The sequence below is a fragment of the Hyphomonas sp. ske169 genome, from assembly GCF_056850855.1.
Genome location: NZ_CP096146.1, coordinates 160,127 through 177,194, shown reverse-complemented (window position 1 = coordinate 177,194; position 17,068 = coordinate 160,127). Strand labels below are relative to the sequence as shown.

The following is a 17,068-nucleotide window of genomic DNA, read 5'->3' as shown; positions in this document are numbered from 1 at the left end:
GCTTGGCTCGTGCTAATTTTCAGACAGGCGCGCAAACAGATTAAACGGCGTCAACGCAAACGATCCCGCCGGCTGCGTCCATTCTCCGACCAGCACTTCATAATGGAGGTGCCGAGGGATGCGGTACGAAGCGGTATTTCCCATTATTCCGAGAGGGGCTCCGACGCTGAGTTCGTCACCTATAGCGATACCAGCGCTGAAGCGCTCAAGATGGGCATAGCGCGTAAACACGCCAGATTCGTGCTCCAGCACGATCATATTACCATAGTCATCGCGATATTCTTTCTCGCGAACAACTCCATCAGCGGCAGCATAAATCTCGACCGCGTTTCGATGGTGGAAGTCGACGCCTTTATGAATTCTTTCGCCTCGCAGCCCGAAGCCGGATGAGAAACAGCCCTTTTCAATCGGGGCCATCGCAACATTGACCCCATTTACGGAGATGAATTGACGATACCCGGTGATCTCAAGGCCCTCATTCGTGTTCGGCGCGTGAGATACGGACATTAAGGCGCAAATGGAAAGCGTATCGGGGAAGGGGAGGTCGGTTTCAGGTGCGGGCGGGTCTTGCGCGACGTCGATGTCTGGAAGCCTAATCTCGAGCGGACCTTCGATCAGCGGGGCTTGTTGATCGGTGGACGCTTCCTCGGTGCCGCTGGCATCTGTTTCTGTTTCTTTTTCGGACTTGAGAAGCTTTGGCAGAAAGAAAAACGCGATTGCCACTGCGCCAACCAAAATCCAGTTTCCGATTACACTCTTAAGCGCCATGACATGCCTCATCCGCCCCGGGGTCTAGGTTTTCTCATCGAGATTCAGCCTCATCTCGAGTATGTAACGGTCAAATCCAGCTTTCTCATAAGCCCGAACGGCCGCATCATTATCGGGATAAACGGTCAGATGGATCTCTGGGAGATCATTCGCCTTCGCCCAGGCGAATAAGTGGTCCAGCACTTTCTTGTTCACGCCTCGTCCGCGAAAGTCGGGTTCAACATAGAGAAACCCGATATAGGCATGGAATGGCGGATGAACGTAATGCCGGGAGGCCTTCTTTGCGGCATATCCCGAGCCGATTAACTGTCCATCTACCTCCGCAACTGCGACTTCGCAGTCTGGCGCTTCAATCATCGCACCGACATCATAATAGCTGATCGGATCGGGCTTTAGGGTGTGATCATAAGGCCGTTCGGCCGTGACGATACCTTGCTCAAACCGTAGCAGTGTCGGCAGATCGCGTGGAGTGGCAGGGCGTATCAGGATCTCATCACTCATCTTAAGAGCTTAAATCTCAGACCGCCAACTCGTCTAGTTTTAATCGCGAAATACCTTGATGCGAAAGGATTTAACTCGTTCAATGTTTTAAATAGCACGCGAATACAGAAATGCATTATGTAATTATAAATCGAATCTGTTCTATACTCATCCCATCGTTGCAAAGAAGAAGGGCACCATTTTACTAAGTCTGCGTTATAAACCGTCGCTCAATATGGAGCGCGGGGACAAATTGATCGACGGGAAAATGAAGAGGGGTTTTGACAAAAAAACCTATCGGACCTGGCGTATGAATTTAAATCTAGAGCTGTTAAAGCTATATCGATGCAAACAATTAAATGATCTCCTCGCGCAAGCAGGGGGGCTGTTTACGAAAGCAGGATTTGAGCATGTCTCGCTCGATTGGCGTCCTGCACCTGGCCCTGTTCAGGCGATGCGCGAAAACCTATCTCCTGTGTGGGATAATTTTGAAGACAGTTTAGGAGACGATGCCGAACGTTTAAGATCGGATCTCGTTCAAATATGGGAGACCGCGCTTGAAGCCGACCCAACCTCCATACGGAATTTCTTGGCCTGGCAAATTGCACAAGATGACGTTTATTCGGCGGCGGCATTCGAAACCCCGATCTGCTCGGAATTGCTTGGCGCGATTTCCAATTACCAAAACCCGCCATGGGTCGATTGCCTGTCCCAAGCCGTCTCTTCGGAGCGGGATCGCGTACTTCTCCTCACAGCGAGGACTCGCCAGCCGATTTGCCCGCAGCGCAACGAGACAGCGAGCCTGATCTTCGACACATTTGTGGCGGCATACCGCTATTTGCGCAGTCAATCACCGACGATCGGAACTGCGCCAGATCAGGTAGCATTGAACAGCGCACTTTCCAGTCGCGAGATCGAGTGTTTGCAATGGTTAGCGGTCGGGAAAACCATTTCCGAGGCCGCCTGCATTCTCGGCATATCGGAGCGCACGCTTCGCTTTCACGTCACCAATGCACGTGATCGGTTGGGGGTGAGTACAACGATGCAAGCGGTGGTCGCAGCGGCCTTGCGGTATGGTTTCGATCCGAGTGATCCCAGACGGTCGATCTACACAGCCTGTCGGGGACCTCTCAACTTGTTTGCCTGAGGCGTTCGTCGAGACCTATTTTTCTGAGTACACGATGGTCGCGTGCCCGCTAATGTGGTTGCCATCGACGGTCAGGCCCTGGGCGGGATCGCTCTTGGTGTAGCTGTTATGCGTGGATTTATCGATGTGTTTATAGTGATTGGTGCCCTTACCGCCGCCATGATCAAACGCCCAGTTTGAGGTATAGGTCGTGATTGGTTTGGTGCCGGCAACGCCGCAATATTCAAAAAACTCCACCGTCGCTTTATAATAATTATTGCGGACTTCCTCGCCCGAGCTGTCTTTGTACCAGGCGTAGACCTTGCCAATAGTCGGCGTGCAAACGCCGCATTTGGGGTCACATTTCGCACCGGTCGCTTGCACCCCGACCACATCATAGGTGCCAGCTTAGATCGTGTGAGAATTCACTGATTTCTTATTATAAGTCAGCCGAGCATGCTTGGAGTGACCGTCCTGAAGCCGAAAGGTGAGGTCTGTGTTTGTATCATTGGTGATGCGCAGCTCGAAAATGGAGGCTTCGGCCATGGCAGCAGGAGCGGTGAGCGTTAGAGCAGCCAGACCCAGCAATATGGTTTTGCCCAACAACGCCTGTTTGAGAGGGGATCGAGCCATGAGAATCTCCTTGTCCGAAACGCAATAAGGCAAGCGATTTTTTGTCCGTTCGCAAACTGTCCAATGTGACAGTCGATACCTTACCGATCGTGTTTTATCGAAAACCCATGGGGACAAGACACAAGGGATTACTATGCCTAGGATTTTCCAAAAAGCCGGCTTCGTTCTTCTTTCGGGCGCGATGATTGCCGGCGTCACTTCGATTGCTCCTGCCAATGCGTCGAGCGTGAACAAAGAATATGTCCACTCATCATGCGAAGGTGCGAATGCCGTTTGCGGCGTTATCATTATGGGGAATGCTGGTTCGTTTTCCGTCGATTGGGTCTCAGTTAGTGCCCGCGATTCGCAGCCAGGCGGCGACGCCACCCATCCTAAATGTTCTGAGGTCAACAAGAAACTCGATTCTGACCTCTTGCAGAACAAGTATGATAGATTCATCGTGCCTGCAGCCTGCGCCTATAAGCTGAAGCTCAAAATCCACAGCGGAAACAGCAAGGACCAGAACCTTTACTTGACCCCCGGATGTTCGATCGTGACCGTAGTGAAGGGGACATCGTCGTCTAATAGCTGGAAGGGCAATGAAGTCGCGGCGTTGAACGAAAAAGTGTCGACCAATTCTGATGGCGTTCCCATCGATAAAAACGGTCACAAGTGCGGCAAGCAAAGCAGTGCAGGCTTTTAGAGCGGCCGCCGCAATTGCGTCCGGTTTAAGCGTAAAGCACTAACTTTGAGAGGGGTCGGCATTTGGTTATGACTGACAGCAAGCGATTGGCTCGTCATGAGCGACGTAGAGGAATGACGCATTGGCTCCCAGCTTCATTTGTCTTCGCCCTCGCAAGCTGTATTGCCGACCCTAATCTGCAAGGTCGCGGCGACCAAAACGCGCTTTTAGACGCCTATCGTGCGCAGTCAGAACGAAGCGCCGCGGCTCAGGAGCTGCAAAAAGTACAGTCCATTCAACGCCTGGACGTCACCACGAATGCGGCGGGCACCGAGGTTCTTCTATCGGTTGATCTGGTCCAAGCGGATTTAAGGGCGGTGCTCACCGAAATTCTTGAAAGCCCGCTCATTCAATATGCCTCGGAAGCGGTATCCTTGAATGGCAGCGTCTCGGCGCGCTTTTCGAATGTGCCGCTGATTGACGGTATGAACGCTCTCTTGGCCTCATCTGGTGTATTTGCTGAGGATGTGAACGGCGTGCTGACCTTCCAGACAGGCCTAGGCATCGATACGACTGGGGACAGTCTGACACCGATTAATGGCTTCATCAGCCGCGAAGTGGCGGTGAAGCATCTCGCCTCCGCCGATGTCGTCGAACTCATCTCTGAATTATTCCCCTATGCCGAGTTTTCTGACGAAGAGGGTCTCGCCGCCAGCAGCGTGGAAGAGACAAATTCTGTTTTCCTCGCGGGCCCCGCGACAGAAGTCGCCCAGGCCCTAAACATCATCGCCCAAGCTGACCGTCCGGTGGCGCATGTGATCATCGAAGCCCTTGTGGTCGATATCAATACATCGACGGTTGAATCACTCGGCTTAAACTTCGAAGACGCTGCCAGCGGAAAGTTCAGCATTGCCAGTCTCATCCCCGGGCAAACCGGCGGCAATATCGTAGCGACTTTTTCAGACTTGGCCTCTGATTCAGCACAAGTCACCGCCACGATTGACTTCCTAGCGGCGCGCAATGCAGCGCAAGTCCTCGCCCGACCATATATTGCGACCCGAAGCATGCAGACCGCAAGCATCGCGATCGTCGATGATCAATTCGTGCGAGTCAGCACGGCGGACACGTCCGTGGTCAGCACAGACTCAATCACGGCTGGGATCTCAATGGAGATCACGCCAGCGGTCATGGCGGACAATTCAATCCGCGTCGATCTCACGCTCGAAGATTCGCGATTTGGGGCCACGGCCGGGGAAGTATTGCTGACCAAACAACGTAATGCGGCCTCCACCTCGATGATTGTTGGGTCAGGGCAAACCATCATGATTGGCGGTTTGAATTCTCGCTATCGAATATCTGCCAAGTCAGGCATTCCATGGCTTCGTCATGTACCGATATTGAATGCTTTTGCGAGTGACCAGAGCGCGCTCGAAACGCGCACGCAATTGGTCGTCTATGTGACGCCTTATATCTGGATCCCGGGCATGGAAACGCCTTTACCGCTGCAGGGCACGCCGGATCCCAATATCTCAAAATTGGTCAGCCTCGAAAAAGGCGGCCGGGCGGATTAGCCCGCCTCAGACTATTTCTTCGCTGCCGCTTTCTTTTTCGCGGGCGCTTTTTTCTTGGTCGTACGCTTCTTCTTGCCGCCTTTAGCTTCTTTTGCCGCTAAGAGTTCAAGCGCCTGATCAATATTGATACTGGCAGGCTCCATATCCTTAGGCAGCGTGGCATTGGTCTTCTGGTGCTTGATGTAAGGCCCGTAGCGGCCGTCCAAGACTTGCACCGGATCCCCGCTTGAGGGGTGCGCGCCAAGATCTTTCAACACTTTCGCTGCCCCGCGACCACCGCGGCCACCGCCAGCGCGCTTATCCGCGATCAGTGACACGGCTCGGTTGAGACCGATCGTGAACATCTCTTCGACGCTCGACAGGTTCGCAAATGTCCGTTGGTGCTGCACATAAGGGCCATAACGACCAAGGTTCGCCAGGATCGGCTCTTCGTCTTCAGGGTGTTTCCCGACTTCGCGCGGCAAGCTGATCAGCATGATTGCTTTGTCGGCATCCAGCTCTTGCGGCGACCAGCCCTTTGGCAGGCTTGAGCGTTTCGGCTTGTCTTCGCCGATATCCATTTCAAGGTATGGTCCGAACCGGCCGGATTTGAGCATGATTGGTTGACCCGTATCGGGGTGAACCGCAACTTCCTCGCCGTCCGGATTGATCGCATTCTCAGCCTCTTCTTGGGTTGAGAAGGGTCGTGTGAATTTACATTCGGGATAGTTGGAACAGCCGACAAAAGCGCCATGGCGACCGAGCTTCAAGCTCAACTCACCGACCTTGCAAAGCGGACATTCGCGCGGCTTTTCTTTGATATTGCCATTCTCGTCGACCGGCGGGAAGACGTGAGAGCCGAGCGTCTCATTAAGGACGTCCAGAACTGCTGAAACGCGCAAGTCTTTGGTCTCATCAATTGACGCGGTAAACTGGGTCCAGAACTCACGCAGGAAGGCTTTCCAATCGAGCTTTCCATCAGAGATGATGTCGAGCTTCTCTTCGAGATTGGCGGTATAATCGTATTGGACATAGCGCTGGAAAAAGTTCTCGAGGAACGACGTTACCAGGATCCCTTTGTCTTCGGGAATCAGCTGTTTCTTCTCGATCCGGACATAATCGCGATCCACGAGGGTCGACATGGTCGAGGCATAGGTGGAGGGGCGCCCAATCCCGAGCTCTTCAAGTTTTTTGACGAGCGAAGCCTCAGTATAACGCGGCGGCGGGTTGGTGAAATGTTGCTCAGACTTGGCTTCAAGCAGGTCAGCGTGATCGCCTTCTGAGACTTTCGGCAGACGCGCTTCAGCGTCCTCATCCTTATCAGTATCGTCCCGGCCTTCTGTATAGAGCTTGATAAAGCCGTCAAAGATCAGAACCTGGCCCGTCGCGCGCAGGGTTGCCGTTTTGTCTTTATTGAGCAGGTCAATCGTAGTGCGCTCAAACTTTGCCGGTTCCATTTGTGAAGCTACAGCGCGGCGCCAGATCAGCGCGTAGAGCTTCCACAAATCGCCGTCGGACTGTTTGTAATCGTCTGGGCGGAGGCTGAAATCGGTTGGGCGGATCGCTTCGTGCGCTTCCTGAGCGTTTTTTTGCTTCGAAGAATAACGGCGCGGCTTCTCAGGCAAATACTGCGCGCCATAATTGCCTTGAATATGTTCCCGCGCGGCATGATAGGCCTCTTCAGCCATGTTGACGCCGTCGGTCCGCATATAGGTGATGCGGCCTTCTTCGTAGAGTTTTTGCGCCGCTTGCATGGTCCGCTTGGCTGAGAAGCCGAGCTTGCGGGAGGCATCCTGCTGCAGCGTAGAGGTAATAAAAGGCGGCGGCGGGTTGCGCTTCACCGGCTTTGCTTCAACGGTCTCAACCGAATACCCGCCAAGCTTAACCGCCTCGAGCGCAGATTGCGCTGCTGCGGCATCTGGCAGGTCAAACTTTTTCAGCGTTTTGCCATTCAATGCATGCAAGCGGGCTTCGAAATCTGTTCCATCAGGCGCACGGAGCTTTGTGCCGATTGTCCAATATTCTTCTGGCTTGAATCGTTCGATTTCGAGCTCACGGTCGACCACGATACGCAGGGCGACGGATTGAACACGACCCGCGGAGCGCGACCCAGGCAGCTTCCGCCAAAGCACCGGCGAGAGATTAAACCCAACCAGATAATCGAGCGCGCGACGGGCCAGATAGGCGTCGACTAGTTCTTGGTCGATCTCACGTGGATTTTCCATCGCGGTTGTAACAGCAGACTTTGTAATCGCGTTGAACACGACCCGCTCAATCGGCGTGTCTTTCTTGATTGCCCGGCGCTTTTTTAGCGCGTCGAGCAGGTGCCAAGAGATCGCTTCCCCTTCGCGGTCCGGGTCGGTCGCGAGGATCAGTTTGCCGCCAGCTTTTACCGCCTCAGCGATTTCGCGAATGCGGGCCTGACTCTTAGAGTCAGCTTGCCAGATCATCTCGAAATCATTGTCTGGATCAACAGAACCGTCTTTCGATGGCAAGTCTCGGATGTGCCCATAAGAGGCGAGCACTTTATAGTCTTTCCCGAGATACTTGTTGATTGTCTTCGCTTTGGCGGGGGACTCAACAACGACTACATTCATGGAAGGATGGCTCCAGACTGGGCTTCAAGGCGCCGGAAAGTGGTTGGGGCCGCGCCCGCTGTCAAGCCGGGAAATGATTAACCGTCTTCTTGATAGGCCAAAACTGTCAGCGAAATGAAAAGCGCGCAGAGGGCAGGGGACCAGGCCGCGATCAGCGCTGGGATCGCGCCCGACGAGCCGAAGCTCGAGGCGATTTGGGTGACAAAGAACAGCGCCACAGCCGCCCCTGCGCCCACCGCGATCAAGCGGCTGGTGCCACCCAACCGAGAGAGCCGCAGGCAGACAATCGCGCCGATGAGAGCCATCGCTGTGTACAGGACAGGAAGCGATGTAAGCCCGAACCAGCGCATCGAGAACCGGGACGTATCCAGCCCGGCGCGGCTCGTTTGACTGATAAACGAGGGTAGACCCCAAAACCCGATCGTATCCGGGGACGTGAAGCGAGAGAGTAGCGTATTGGGATCAAGATCGGTCTCAATCGCTAAGCTGGCAAGTTCTTGCGGCGGGTTGCCTGGTGTGTTCTCGATCAGATTGGAAAGCTGCCAGAAGCCTCCTGATATACGTGCGGTGTCAGCATCGATGCGGCGCGTGAACCGAAATCTTGAGGTAGGCCGCGCGCCTTCATAAATGCGGCCTTCCTCCAAAAATCGAACCTTGGTGAACACCTGGCCAGTGCTGTCGACCGTCGCAGCATGGATGACGATTTGGCTATCATCGGTGCCTTGACGCAGCCAAACGTCTGACCGCTGCCGCTCGACCACTTGCCCGCCCGCTTGCAATAAATTGGCGCGGGTTGTTTCGAACCGTTCAGACAAGTGAGCGCCGAGAGGATTGAGCACCATCATTGCGAATAGGCCGAGACCCGCTGCCATGACCATGACTGGCGCCAGGAATTGCCAAGCCGATTGCCCGGTAGCGCGGATGACGGAGAGTTCCGAACTTTTCGAGAGCTGATTGTACGCAATCATCGCCGCAACCAGGACCGCAAAGGCCAGAGTCTCTTCCAGAAGGCCCGGCAATTTCATCAAAGACAATTGAACCGCTGTCAGGGGCGAGAGATCTATATCGCCGCCTACTGTCCGTAACTGTTCAACCACATCGACGAGCATAATGGTAATCGCGAAGATCCCGATCACCAGCCCGAGCGCCATCAGGCAGCGCATAAAAACATAGCGTTGGATCATCGAGCCCGTCACGTTTTCGGGGCTCCTTTGATCCGATTGCCGCTGACGAAGAGCACATAGGAAAGCCCGCCGATTGCCGCGATTGGCACGATCCATTGGCCAATATTCATCATCGCGTCACTGCCGCTTTGCGACTGGACGGAGAGTTGCACGATGATCAATAGCAGCGCTCCGCCTGATGCGATGACAATCCGTCTCGAATACCCGCGACGACTAAAATTACCGCCCATCACCGCGAGTGCCGCCAATAAGGCCATAGCGATACTGATCAGAGGTGAGGACAATCTCGAATTTGCCTCGGCGAGGAATTCCACTTCGTTTCGGCGCTCATTATAACTTGAGCGATCAATGAATAGGAGTTCGTGCAAGAATCGGTCTGAGGCCTTTAAGACCAGTTTCCCATCCTCCCGCGTGAACGGGGTGAGATCAAAGGTGGATTGGTCGGAATAGAGGATATTCAAGATCCCATTTTCATCGAAAAAGTGAATCTGCACATTGAACATGACAATGGCGGGCTGGCCGTCAATTTCGATAAACCGGCCACGTTCCGCCAAATAGTCTCGGGCATCGGGTTGCCCCACGCGCTCGGCGATTTGCACGCCAATCAGGTCGGCGCCTTCTTGCTCTCGCGCGAACACAGTGAGATTGGCATCTGGCGTTGTAAACTGTCCCGGACGCACCAGCGACGAAGCGAGATCGGCGCGGGCTTCGCTAATTGTTTCGCGCATTTCGCGTTGAGCTGAGGGTTGGATCCAAAGATTGACCCCCAAATGCACGACAGCGCCGAGAACCGAGAGCCGGATGATTGGCGAGGCCACCTGCCAACGCGTCATCCCAGCTGCTTGGGCGACAACGATTTCGCTGTCCCGATGCAATCGATTGAGCGCCCAAATCGTCGCTACGAACATCGCCATCGGTGTGAGCAAAGCGACGATTTGCGGAACGCCCAGGGCGACGATTTTGAAAAAGGTCAGCGCACCTTGGCGATTGTCGACAATAATTTCGGTTTGAGACAGGCCTTGAGCCAAGATTGCAAGAACGGTGAGACCGCCCACAATTATCAGCACAGATCGCAAAACGCGATTGAAGAGATAGCGCTGGACTTGGTTCATGGGTGTTTTTTGTTTGTTTTCCTGTCTGTTTTTCCTGACTAGCGAGTTGCACGCGGCGCGTCGATGCTTACTTTGCGGCTCAAACGGAGTTGTTGCATGAAAATTACATTCACAGATGCCGCAAAAGGTGACATCCACGGATTCCTCGTCGATCAGGGCGGAAAATTGCCGCAAGCTGCAGAAGCGCTGGACGCGGAATCAGGCGGTCTGATTACAGAAGCCATGAAGTCTGGCCGCTTTGAAGGCAAAGAAGGACAGCAAGCGATTGTTGTTCTGCCAAAGGGTAGCGCAGCCAAACGCGCGCTCTTGGTCGGCGGCGGCAAAGCCAAAGCCCGCTCAGATCGCAGCCTCGAGCGGATTGGCGCGCGGGTCTATAAAGCCCAAGCCAATAGCGGGTTTAAAACGCTCGCCCTCACCGTCGACGATCCAGACGCAGGGGCGCGCATCGCTCTGGGTGCAAAGCTCGCGGCCTATCGATTCGATGATTATCGCACCAAGTTGAAAGAAGAAGACAAGCCGACATTGGCGACCGTTTCAATTGTCACAACAGACACCAAAGCTGCGAAAGCCGCATTCAAACCGCTCGATGCCGGTGCAGATGGCACCTATCTGGCGCGCGACCTGGTCAACCTGCCGCCAAATGATCTCTATCCAGGCAGTTATGCCAAAAAGATCGAAGAACTCGCTGAGCATGGTCTCGAAATCGAAATTCTCGGTGAGAAAGAACTCGCGAAACTTGGTATGAATTCGATGCTCGGCGTCGGCCAAGGCAGTGTTAAAGAATCAAAGCTCGGGATTATGAAATGGATGGGCGGCAAAGCTGGCGAAGCACCAGTCGCGCTGGTCGGTAAAGGTGTTTGTTTTGACACTGGCGGCATTTCGCTCAAGCCTGGCGCAGGCATGGAAGACATGCGCGGCGATATGGGCGGCTCAGCAGCTGTGGTCGGCACAATGCTGGCGCTGGCGAAACGCAAAGCCAAAGCGAATGTGGTCGGCTTGGTGGGCCTGGTAGAGAATATGCCAGATGGCGATGCGATCCGGCCCGGCGACATTCTAAAGTCCGCATCTGGCCAGACCATCGAAGTTCAAAATACGGACGCCGAAGGACGTTTGGTTCTCTGCGATGTGCTTTGGTACACACAAGAACACTATAAGCCTTCGACAATCGTTGATCTCGCCACGCTAACTGGCGCGATCGTCATTGGCCTGGGGCATCATCATGCGGGCATGTTCACCAATAATGACGATTTGGCTGACCAACTAACATCTGCTGGGCTTGCCGAAGGCGAGCGCGTTTGGCGGATGCCGCTCGGGCCGGAATATGACAAACAGCTCAAGTCCAAATTTGCCGACATGCGTAATATTGGCGGACGTGCAGCAGGTTCGATCACCGCCGCGCAATTCCTTCAGCGTTTCATCAATGAAGGTCAAACGTGGGCGCACTTGGACATCGCTGGCGTCGCCTGGGTTGAGGGCGAAAAAGCGCCAACCGATCCAAGCTGGGCGAGTGGGTTCGGACCGCGCCTGCTTGATCGTTGGATCGCTGATAATCACGAAGGATAATCTATGAGCGAGGCCCCAAAGCCAGAATGGTGGTTCTACCATCTTCAGCGCACCACGCTGGAACGGGCAGTGGGGCCTTTGCTTGAGAAATGTCTAGAACGCGGCTGGCGGGTGCTGGCCGTTAGTCCTGAGGCTGCGCGACGGGCCGCCCTGGATGAGGCGCTTTGGACCTATGATGATCAAAGCTTCCTGCCCCACGGCCAAGCCGAAGCAGAAGGGCTTGAAGCTGGCAAGCAGCCTATCCTCATCACGAAAGACACTGACAATCACAACCAAGCCGCCGTAGCGCTTCTCATGGATGGCGTAGACTTGCCAGTCGATGCCGCCTTTGAGCGCTGCATGGTGATGTTTGACGATGGCGACGGTGCGACCCGTCAAAAGGCCCGTGAACAGTTCAAAGCCGCCAAAGATGCCGGCTTAGTCGCGCGTTATTTTCAACAAGGTGGACGTGGCTGGAAGGAAGCTGGAACCTAAATGGAACTCATTCTCGGGAATATGAACTACTCGTCTTGGTCCATTCGAGCGGCTTTGGTGGTGCGAGGAAGCGGCTTGGACATTCCGGAACGCATTGTGCCTCTGGGCTTTGCGGAAACGCGGGAGACATTGATCAAGGAGACGGGCTCGCACACAGTGCCGGTCTTGCGCTCCGGCGCTCTGATCATTCGCGACAGCCTCGCCATCGCTGAATGGATCGCGGAAAAAGCTGCGCCAGGGCGTGTCTGGCCAGAAGACGAAAACCGCCGTGCCGTCGCGCGATCAGTCTGCGCTGAAATGCACTCGAGTTTCACCGGCCTGCGCAGTCAAATGCCCGTCGATATCCGGTCACGACATGAAACGCCTGCGATTGAAGGTGATCTGGAGACAGATATTGAGCGCGTTAAAACGATTTGGGCGACGCTCAGAGCGGAGCACCATGGAGCCGGGGACTTCCTATTCGGCGCTTGGAGTGCGGCAGACGCCTTTTATGCACCTGTGGTAACGCGATTTCGAACCTACGGTTATGCGCTAGAGGGGGCGCTTGCCGATTATTCTGACGCTGTGTGGGAGCACAAGCTGTTACAAAATCTTCGCGCACAAGCCGAGGCCGAGCCGTGGGAAATAGAAATGGGGTATCTCGGACCTGCGCGCGCTTGGGTCCGCGAATAGGCTAGTGCTTCTCACCAGCGGGTTTGGTGATCAGCGTGATGACAAAGACGATAAGCGTCAAAATCCCATAGCTGCCGACAACTTTGAGCGTGTGGTCCGGCAGTGATCCGGTCCACAAAAAGTAAATCCCGTAACCGGCAGCGATCACTGCAGCGATAGCAAGCATCATTCGTAGTGTTCCGGCCATAGAAAGCCTCCTCTTGTCCGGCTCGAATTTAACAGACTTACATCCAGTTATGAAGAATTGATGGCATCCTGCGTCCAGCGGTTGCCGGGGACACATTGCGTCGTTATAGGCGCGCCAAACCTTCATATAAATATTACAGGAGCCCGGCATGGCTGGCACTCGCACATTTTCGATCATCAAGCCTGACGCGACTGCGCGCAATCTCACCGGAGCGATCAATAAAGTGATCGAAGAGGGTGGTCTTCGCGTCGTGGCTCAGCGCCGCATTCAGATGACCCAAGCGCAAGCTGAGCGTTTCTACGACATTCACAAAGAGCGCCCATTCTTTGGTGAGCTGGTTGAGTTCATGACCTCGGCGCCAGTTGTGGTTCAGGTCCTCGAAGGCGAGAACGCTGTTGCGCGCTATCGTGATGTCATGGGCGCGACAAATCCTGAAGAAGCTGCAGACGGCACGATCCGTAAGCTTTTCGCGAAATCTATCGGCGAAAATTCTGCGCACGGTTCAGACAGCGACGAGAATGCCGCTCTCGAGATCGCGCAATTCTTCAGCGAGGCTGACATTGTCGGCTAAGCGTCTGATTGAAGACAGATAAAGAGACGAGCTGTGTCACCGCAGCTCGTTTTTTTGTGCCCGATTTTGGCGTGAGATTATCCGCGCGCTAAGATGTCTCTGGCTGCGATTGCCGCAGCTTTGGGGTAGAGCATATGTTCCGCTGGCAGCACTCTGGCCGCTAATGAATCGGCAGTATCATCCGGTAAAACAGGGACGCGCGCTTGGGCAATGACGTCTCCTTCGTCGACACCTTCAGTGACCCAATGAACAGAACAGCCCGCCTCTTTATCAGCCGCATCAATCGCGCGCTGATGGGTGTTTAAACCCGGATATTTTGGCAGCAGCGATGGGTGGATATTGATCATTCGACCTGACCATAGGTTGACAAACCATGGCGTGAGAATGCGCATGAAACCGGCGAGAATGATCATTTCGACGTTATGGTCAAGCAGCGTGGCTTGCATCGCGCGCTCAAACGCTTCCCGATCTTTGCCGAAGGCTTTGTGATCCACCACAATCGTATTTGTGCCGGCCTCAGACGCGTGTTCTAAGCCTGCCGCCTCTGGCCGATTTGAGAGTACGATCACTGGTGAGATGGGGTAGTCCGCCGCGCTAGCAGCTTCCAAGATCGCCGACATGTTCGTTCCGCGACCCGAGATCAGGATGGCCGTTCGTAAGCGCGTCACGCGTCTACCAAATCACCTAGGACAACCGCCGGTTCGCCCATTTTTTGAAGTTCAGAGAGGACTGCGTCCACTTTGTCGGGGGAGACGGCTAAGATCATCCCAATCCCCATATTAAATGTGCGGTGCATTTCATCATCATTGGTTTTGCCGACATCTTGCAGCCAATCAAAGACAGCGGGTGGTTGCCAGGCAGAGCGATCCACACGCGGGACCAGATGATCCGGACACATGCGAGGCGTGTTTTCGGTGACCCCGCCACCGGTAATGTGGGCAAGTCCGTGAACCAGGTCTTGCTTCAGCAAAGGCAGAACCTGCTTTGCGTAGAGGCGCGTTGGCGTCAGCAGCGCTTCTCCCAAGGCTTGCGCATTCGAGAATGGTGCAGAGTCGGTGTAAGAAAGCCCCGAGCGCTCGACCACTTTTCGGATAAGCGAATATCCATTCGAGTGCGGTCCGCTAGACGAAAGACCAATCAGGACATCGCCAGCCGCCATATCCGCATGGCGCGGCAATATGTTTGCGCGTTCAACCGCACCGACCACAAAGCCAGCGAGATCATAATGTCCTGGCGGGTACATGCCCGGCATTTCTGCTGTTTCGCCGCCAATCAGCGCGCAGCCAGATTGTTTGCAGCCTTCCGCGATGCCAGAAATCACTTGTTCAGCAATCCCGTTCTCGAGCTTGCCGGTGGCAAAATAATCGAGAAAAAACAGGGGTTCAGCACCTTGCGCGAGCACATCATTTGCGCACATCGCAACCAGGTCTATGCCAACCGTTTCGTGAATGCCGGTTTCAAAGGCCAGCATCAATTTTGTGCCGACTCCATCGGTACCAGACACCAGAACCGGGTCATCCCAACCGTCTTTTTTAAGATCAAACAGGGCGCCAAAGCCGCCCAGGCCGCCCATAACCCCCGCGCGTTTAGTCGCTTTTGCGAGCGGGCCAATCGCTTTGACTAAGTCTTCGCCTGCCTCAATATCGACACCGGCATCGCGATAAGACAGGGAATCAGATGTGTTCGTGCTCATGGCGCGCGCGTTAGCATGCAGGCTGTCAGGTGACCAGCGTGCATATACGGTTCACGTTCACTCTGACACTTGGTAAGAAAAGATAAGTTAAGAGGCTCAACACTATGATTCGTCTGCTCATCCTGGCGTTCGCGCTGATCACTTTCGGGGCCTTCGGCTCACAGGCACAAAGCCGAGATGCGTACACAATTAACGGCATCGCTGTTGACGAACGCGCGCCAACAGTCGGCGAGGCACAGATGAAGGCCTTTGCATCAGCTAAATTGATTGGGGCACGCCGCCTAATCGAGCGACTCACTTTGCCGGAAGACCGTCAGGCCGCAACAGATCTGATCATAGATCAAGCGTTAGCCGACCGGATCGCAGCGGCCGTTGATGTTGAAGAAGAAGTTGCCGGGGCAGGGCGCTATCGCGGCCAACTCGCTGTGGTCTATAATCCAGCGCAAGTTCGCGCCGCGTTGAGCCAAGTCGGACTGCCTTACACCGACAGTATGGCGCCGCGCGCAGTTCTGTTCACCACCGCCTCCAACGGTATGGACCTAGCCTGGAACCTGGCCTGGGAAGGCCCGCCCAAAGGCAGCCTGGTGCCGCTCATCGTCAGCCGCGCGACTGGATACTCATCGGAAACGCCTTGGGAAACATTGGAAACTGAAGTCGCGATCAACGGTGCTCAGCGCGCCATTTTCGCTGATTTGCGAGGATCAGCAGGCGGATATCGGGTTGATTTGGTCTCGGTCACGCCATCCGGTCCGCGTCGGATCGGGATCACGACCCGAGCGGCCACCCTGCAAGGTGTTATTGATGCGGTTGCTCTTCGATTGAATGATGATTGGAAACAGACCTCAATTGTTCGCGACACGTCACGGACCCTGATTGAAGCGACCGTCAAATACACTTCTCTAACCGAATGGATCACGCTTCGGAATGCGCTCGCGCAATCGCCGCTTGTCTCGAACTTCCAAACCCGCGCGATCTCGACAGATGGTGCGGTGGTCGCTTTTGCGTTTGCAGGCAATGGTGAGCGCTTGACGAAAGACCTTCGCGATCGGGGCGTGGTGATCAATGCAGACCCAATTGGATGGGTTATGACCTCCGCTATTAGTCCCGGACGCCTGATCGAAAGCCAGTAAAGTATGCCGCCTTCGAGGCAAATCCCAATTCAATACCCGGAGGCGCGGCTCAGTTTTGAGAGCATGGCGATGACCCCTGCCAACAGGTCGATCTGCGCCGCGCTGCGAAAGCCCGACCGATGGCCATATCATGCCTTTTGTTTGATTGGCGCGGTCGGCAGCGGGATTTCGACAATTGCTCAAGCATGGGCGGACGAGAGAGAGGCGCGTTATCTTAGCGCCAAAGCCTTCTCAGACCTCGGGATCGGCGAGATCGAGGCTTTGACCGACAAAGACCTCGCCATCGATGATGTCGAATCGCTCTCCAATGCGGAGACTCTGTTACTGACCCTGAGCAGTATCAAACGTCATGAAACGCGGATCTTGCTCGCAGCGCACAGCGTGCCGAGCCTTTGGCGTATTCAGTCTCCCGATCTCAGGTCTCGTCTCCAAGCGGCGCCTTTGGCCGAACTTCCAGCCCCAGATGAAGAGCTTATGCGGGCCCGTTTGCGGCGCGCATTTGCACGTACCTATTTAGACCTTCCAAAAACCGTAGAGGACTATCTTGTCACGCGGATTGGCCTGGATTACTCGCTAATCGAACAATCCGCTGAGATTCTGGCAGGAGCGAGTGGAGATCGCGCCCTTACCATTCCGTTGGCGCGCGAAATTCTCGGGGAAGAATAGA

General features: G+C 54.8%; 19 protein-coding genes. 9 read left to right on the top strand and 10 right to left on the bottom strand.

The annotated features are described in order from the left end of the window. Positions 1 to 12: 12 nt before the first annotated feature. Positions 13 to 768, bottom strand: coding sequence for a M23 family metallopeptidase (locus MY069_RS00915; protein WP_482795198.1), 756 nt, complete (start codon positions 766 to 768; stop codon positions 13 to 15). Between the two features lie 24 nt (positions 769 to 792). After that, positions 793 to 1,269: a GNAT family N-acetyltransferase gene (locus tag MY069_RS00910; RefSeq protein ID WP_482795197.1), complete on the bottom strand. Its 477-nt coding sequence runs from the start codon at positions 1,267 to 1,269 to the stop codon at positions 793 to 795. A 289-nt stretch (positions 1,270 to 1,558) separates the two neighbouring features. On the opposite strand from MY069_RS00910, the gene MY069_RS00905 reads away from it, so the two are divergent. Then, positions 1,559 to 2,395: a helix-turn-helix domain-containing protein gene (locus MY069_RS00905; protein WP_482795196.1), complete on the top strand. Its 837-nt coding sequence runs from the start codon at positions 1,559 to 1,561 to the stop codon at positions 2,393 to 2,395. A gap of 15 nt (positions 2,396 to 2,410) precedes the next feature. Here the strand turns inward: MY069_RS00905 and MY069_RS00900 are convergent, their stop codons facing one another. Together MY069_RS00900 and MY069_RS00895 are read right to left on the bottom strand one after the other, a co-directional pair. Then, positions 2,411 to 2,767: a hypothetical protein gene (locus MY069_RS00900; RefSeq protein ID WP_482795195.1), complete on the bottom strand. Its 357-nt coding sequence runs from the start codon at positions 2,765 to 2,767 to the stop codon at positions 2,411 to 2,413. Positions 2,768 to 2,782: 15 nt separating this feature from the next. Beyond that, positions 2,783 to 3,007, bottom strand: coding sequence for a hypothetical protein (locus tag MY069_RS00895; RefSeq protein ID WP_482795194.1), 225 nt, complete (start codon positions 3,005 to 3,007; stop codon positions 2,783 to 2,785). 133 nt (positions 3,008 to 3,140) lie between these two features. Here MY069_RS00895 and MY069_RS00890 point away from each other — a divergent pair, with 133 nt between their 5' ends. Together MY069_RS00890 and MY069_RS00885 are read left to right on the top strand one after the other, a co-directional pair. Further along, a complete protein-coding gene (locus tag MY069_RS00890; protein WP_482795193.1) occupies positions 3,141 to 3,689 on the top strand; it encodes a hypothetical protein in 549 nt (182 codons plus the stop codon). 113 nt (positions 3,690 to 3,802) lie between these two features. Beyond that, positions 3,803 to 5,239 (top strand): type II secretion system protein GspD, encoded by a 1,437-nt coding sequence (locus MY069_RS00885; protein WP_482795192.1) that lies wholly within the window; start codon positions 3,803 to 3,805, stop codon positions 5,237 to 5,239. Between the two features lie 11 nt (positions 5,240 to 5,250). Here the strand turns inward: MY069_RS00885 and topA are convergent, their stop codons facing one another. From topA to MY069_RS00870, 3 genes are all read right to left on the bottom strand, one after another. Next, a complete protein-coding gene (topA, locus tag MY069_RS00880) occupies positions 5,251 to 7,815 on the bottom strand; it encodes a type I DNA topoisomerase (protein ID WP_482795191.1) in 2,565 nt (854 codons plus the stop codon). Positions 7,816 to 7,892: 77 nt separating this feature from the next. Then, positions 7,893 to 9,011 carry an LptF/LptG family permease gene (locus MY069_RS00875; protein ID WP_482795190.1) on the bottom strand — a complete coding sequence of 373 codons (1,119 nt, stop codon included), beginning with the start codon at positions 9,009 to 9,011 and terminating at the stop codon, positions 7,893 to 7,895. Next, complete coding sequence (locus tag MY069_RS00870) at positions 9,008 to 10,111, bottom strand: LptF/LptG family permease (protein ID WP_482795189.1); 1,104 nt, start codon at positions 10,109 to 10,111, stop codon at positions 9,008 to 9,010. Before MY069_RS00870 ends, MY069_RS00875 begins: the two co-directional genes overlap by 4 nt. Before the next feature lie 96 nt (positions 10,112 to 10,207). Here MY069_RS00870 and MY069_RS00865 point away from each other — a divergent pair, with 96 nt between their 5' ends. Genes MY069_RS00865 through MY069_RS00855 form a run of 3 tightly spaced genes read left to right on the top strand, consistent with a single transcriptional unit; the run spans position 10,208 to position 12,820 of the window. Further along, positions 10,208 to 11,674, top strand: coding sequence for a leucyl aminopeptidase (locus tag MY069_RS00865; RefSeq protein ID WP_482795188.1), 1,467 nt, complete (start codon positions 10,208 to 10,210; stop codon positions 11,672 to 11,674). A gap of 3 nt (positions 11,675 to 11,677) precedes the next feature. Continuing rightward, entirely contained in the window at positions 11,678 to 12,148 is a 471-nt protein-coding gene (locus MY069_RS00860) for a DNA polymerase III subunit chi (protein WP_482795187.1), read from the top strand. Then, on the top strand, positions 12,149 to 12,820 hold the full coding sequence (locus MY069_RS00855) for a glutathione S-transferase (RefSeq protein WP_482795186.1): 672 nt from the start codon (positions 12,149 to 12,151) through the stop codon (positions 12,818 to 12,820). Between the two features lies 1 nt (position 12,821). On the opposite strand, the gene MY069_RS00850 is transcribed toward MY069_RS00855, so the two are convergent. Beyond that, positions 12,822 to 13,007 carry a hypothetical protein gene (locus MY069_RS00850; RefSeq protein WP_482795185.1) on the bottom strand — a complete coding sequence of 62 codons (186 nt, stop codon included), beginning with the start codon at positions 13,005 to 13,007 and terminating at the stop codon, positions 12,822 to 12,824. 148 nt (positions 13,008 to 13,155) lie between these two features. On the opposite strand from MY069_RS00850, the gene ndk reads away from it, so the two are divergent. Continuing rightward, the gene (gene ndk / locus MY069_RS00845; protein WP_482795184.1) at positions 13,156 to 13,578 is read left to right on the top strand and encodes a nucleoside-diphosphate kinase; all 423 of its coding nucleotides are present in this window, start codon (positions 13,156 to 13,158) and stop codon (positions 13,576 to 13,578) included. Positions 13,579 to 13,655: 77 nt separating this feature from the next. Here the strand turns inward: ndk and purN are convergent, their stop codons facing one another. Then, positions 13,656 to 14,246, bottom strand: a complete 591-nt coding sequence (gene purN, locus MY069_RS00840; protein ID WP_482795183.1) for a phosphoribosylglycinamide formyltransferase — start codon at positions 14,244 to 14,246, stop codon at positions 13,656 to 13,658. Next, positions 14,243 to 15,271: a phosphoribosylformylglycinamidine cyclo-ligase gene (gene purM, locus MY069_RS00835; protein ID WP_482795182.1), complete on the bottom strand. Its 1,029-nt coding sequence runs from the start codon at positions 15,269 to 15,271 to the stop codon at positions 14,243 to 14,245. The genes purN and purM overlap by 4 nt, the downstream gene beginning before the upstream one ends. A 104-nt stretch (positions 15,272 to 15,375) precedes the next feature. On the opposite strand from purM, the gene MY069_RS00830 reads away from it, so the two are divergent. Continuing rightward, positions 15,376 to 16,401, top strand: a complete 1,026-nt coding sequence (locus MY069_RS00830) for a hypothetical protein (protein ID WP_482795181.1) — start codon at positions 15,376 to 15,378, stop codon at positions 16,399 to 16,401. 69 nt (positions 16,402 to 16,470) lie between these two features. Then, entirely contained in the window at positions 16,471 to 17,067 is a 597-nt protein-coding gene (locus tag MY069_RS00825; RefSeq protein ID WP_482795180.1) for a hypothetical protein, read from the top strand. Position 17,068: the final 1 nt, after the last annotated feature.

What these genes read in the sequence shown, in the direction of transcription:
- MY069_RS00915 (WP_482795198.1), bottom strand. Translation starts at nt 768, where the DNA reads ATGGCGCTTAAGAGTGTAATCGGAAACTGGATTTTGGTTGGCGCAGTG.
- MY069_RS00910 (WP_482795197.1), bottom strand. Translation starts at nt 1,269, where the DNA reads ATGAGTGATGAGATCCTGATACGCCCTGCCACTCCACGCGATCTGCCG.
- MY069_RS00905 (WP_482795196.1), top strand. Translation starts at nt 1,559, where the DNA reads ATGAATTTAAATCTAGAGCTGTTAAAGCTATATCGATGCAAACAATTA.
- MY069_RS00895 (WP_482795194.1), bottom strand. Translation starts at nt 3,007, where the DNA reads ATGGCTCGATCCCCTCTCAAACAGGCGTTGTTGGGCAAAACCATATTG.
- MY069_RS00890 (WP_482795193.1), top strand. Translation starts at nt 3,141, where the DNA reads ATGCCTAGGATTTTCCAAAAAGCCGGCTTCGTTCTTCTTTCGGGCGCG.
- MY069_RS00885 (WP_482795192.1), top strand. Translation starts at nt 3,803, where the DNA reads ATGACGCATTGGCTCCCAGCTTCATTTGTCTTCGCCCTCGCAAGCTGT.
- topA (WP_482795191.1), bottom strand. Translation starts at nt 7,815, where the DNA reads ATGAATGTAGTCGTTGTTGAGTCCCCCGCCAAAGCGAAGACAATCAAC.
- MY069_RS00870 (WP_482795189.1), bottom strand. Translation starts at nt 10,111, where the DNA reads ATGAACCAAGTCCAGCGCTATCTCTTCAATCGCGTTTTGCGATCTGTG.
- MY069_RS00865 (WP_482795188.1), top strand. Translation starts at nt 10,208, where the DNA reads ATGAAAATTACATTCACAGATGCCGCAAAAGGTGACATCCACGGATTC.
- MY069_RS00860 (WP_482795187.1), top strand. Translation starts at nt 11,678, where the DNA reads ATGAGCGAGGCCCCAAAGCCAGAATGGTGGTTCTACCATCTTCAGCGC.
- MY069_RS00855 (WP_482795186.1), top strand. Translation starts at nt 12,149, where the DNA reads ATGGAACTCATTCTCGGGAATATGAACTACTCGTCTTGGTCCATTCGA.
- MY069_RS00850 (WP_482795185.1), bottom strand. Translation starts at nt 13,007, where the DNA reads ATGGCCGGAACACTACGAATGATGCTTGCTATCGCTGCAGTGATCGCT.
- ndk (WP_482795184.1), top strand. Translation starts at nt 13,156, where the DNA reads ATGGCTGGCACTCGCACATTTTCGATCATCAAGCCTGACGCGACTGCG.
- purM (WP_482795182.1), bottom strand. Translation starts at nt 15,271, where the DNA reads ATGAGCACGAACACATCTGATTCCCTGTCTTATCGCGATGCCGGTGTC.
- MY069_RS00830 (WP_482795181.1), top strand. Translation starts at nt 15,376, where the DNA reads ATGATTCGTCTGCTCATCCTGGCGTTCGCGCTGATCACTTTCGGGGCC.
- MY069_RS00825 (WP_482795180.1), top strand. Translation starts at nt 16,471, where the DNA reads ATGACCCCTGCCAACAGGTCGATCTGCGCCGCGCTGCGAAAGCCCGAC.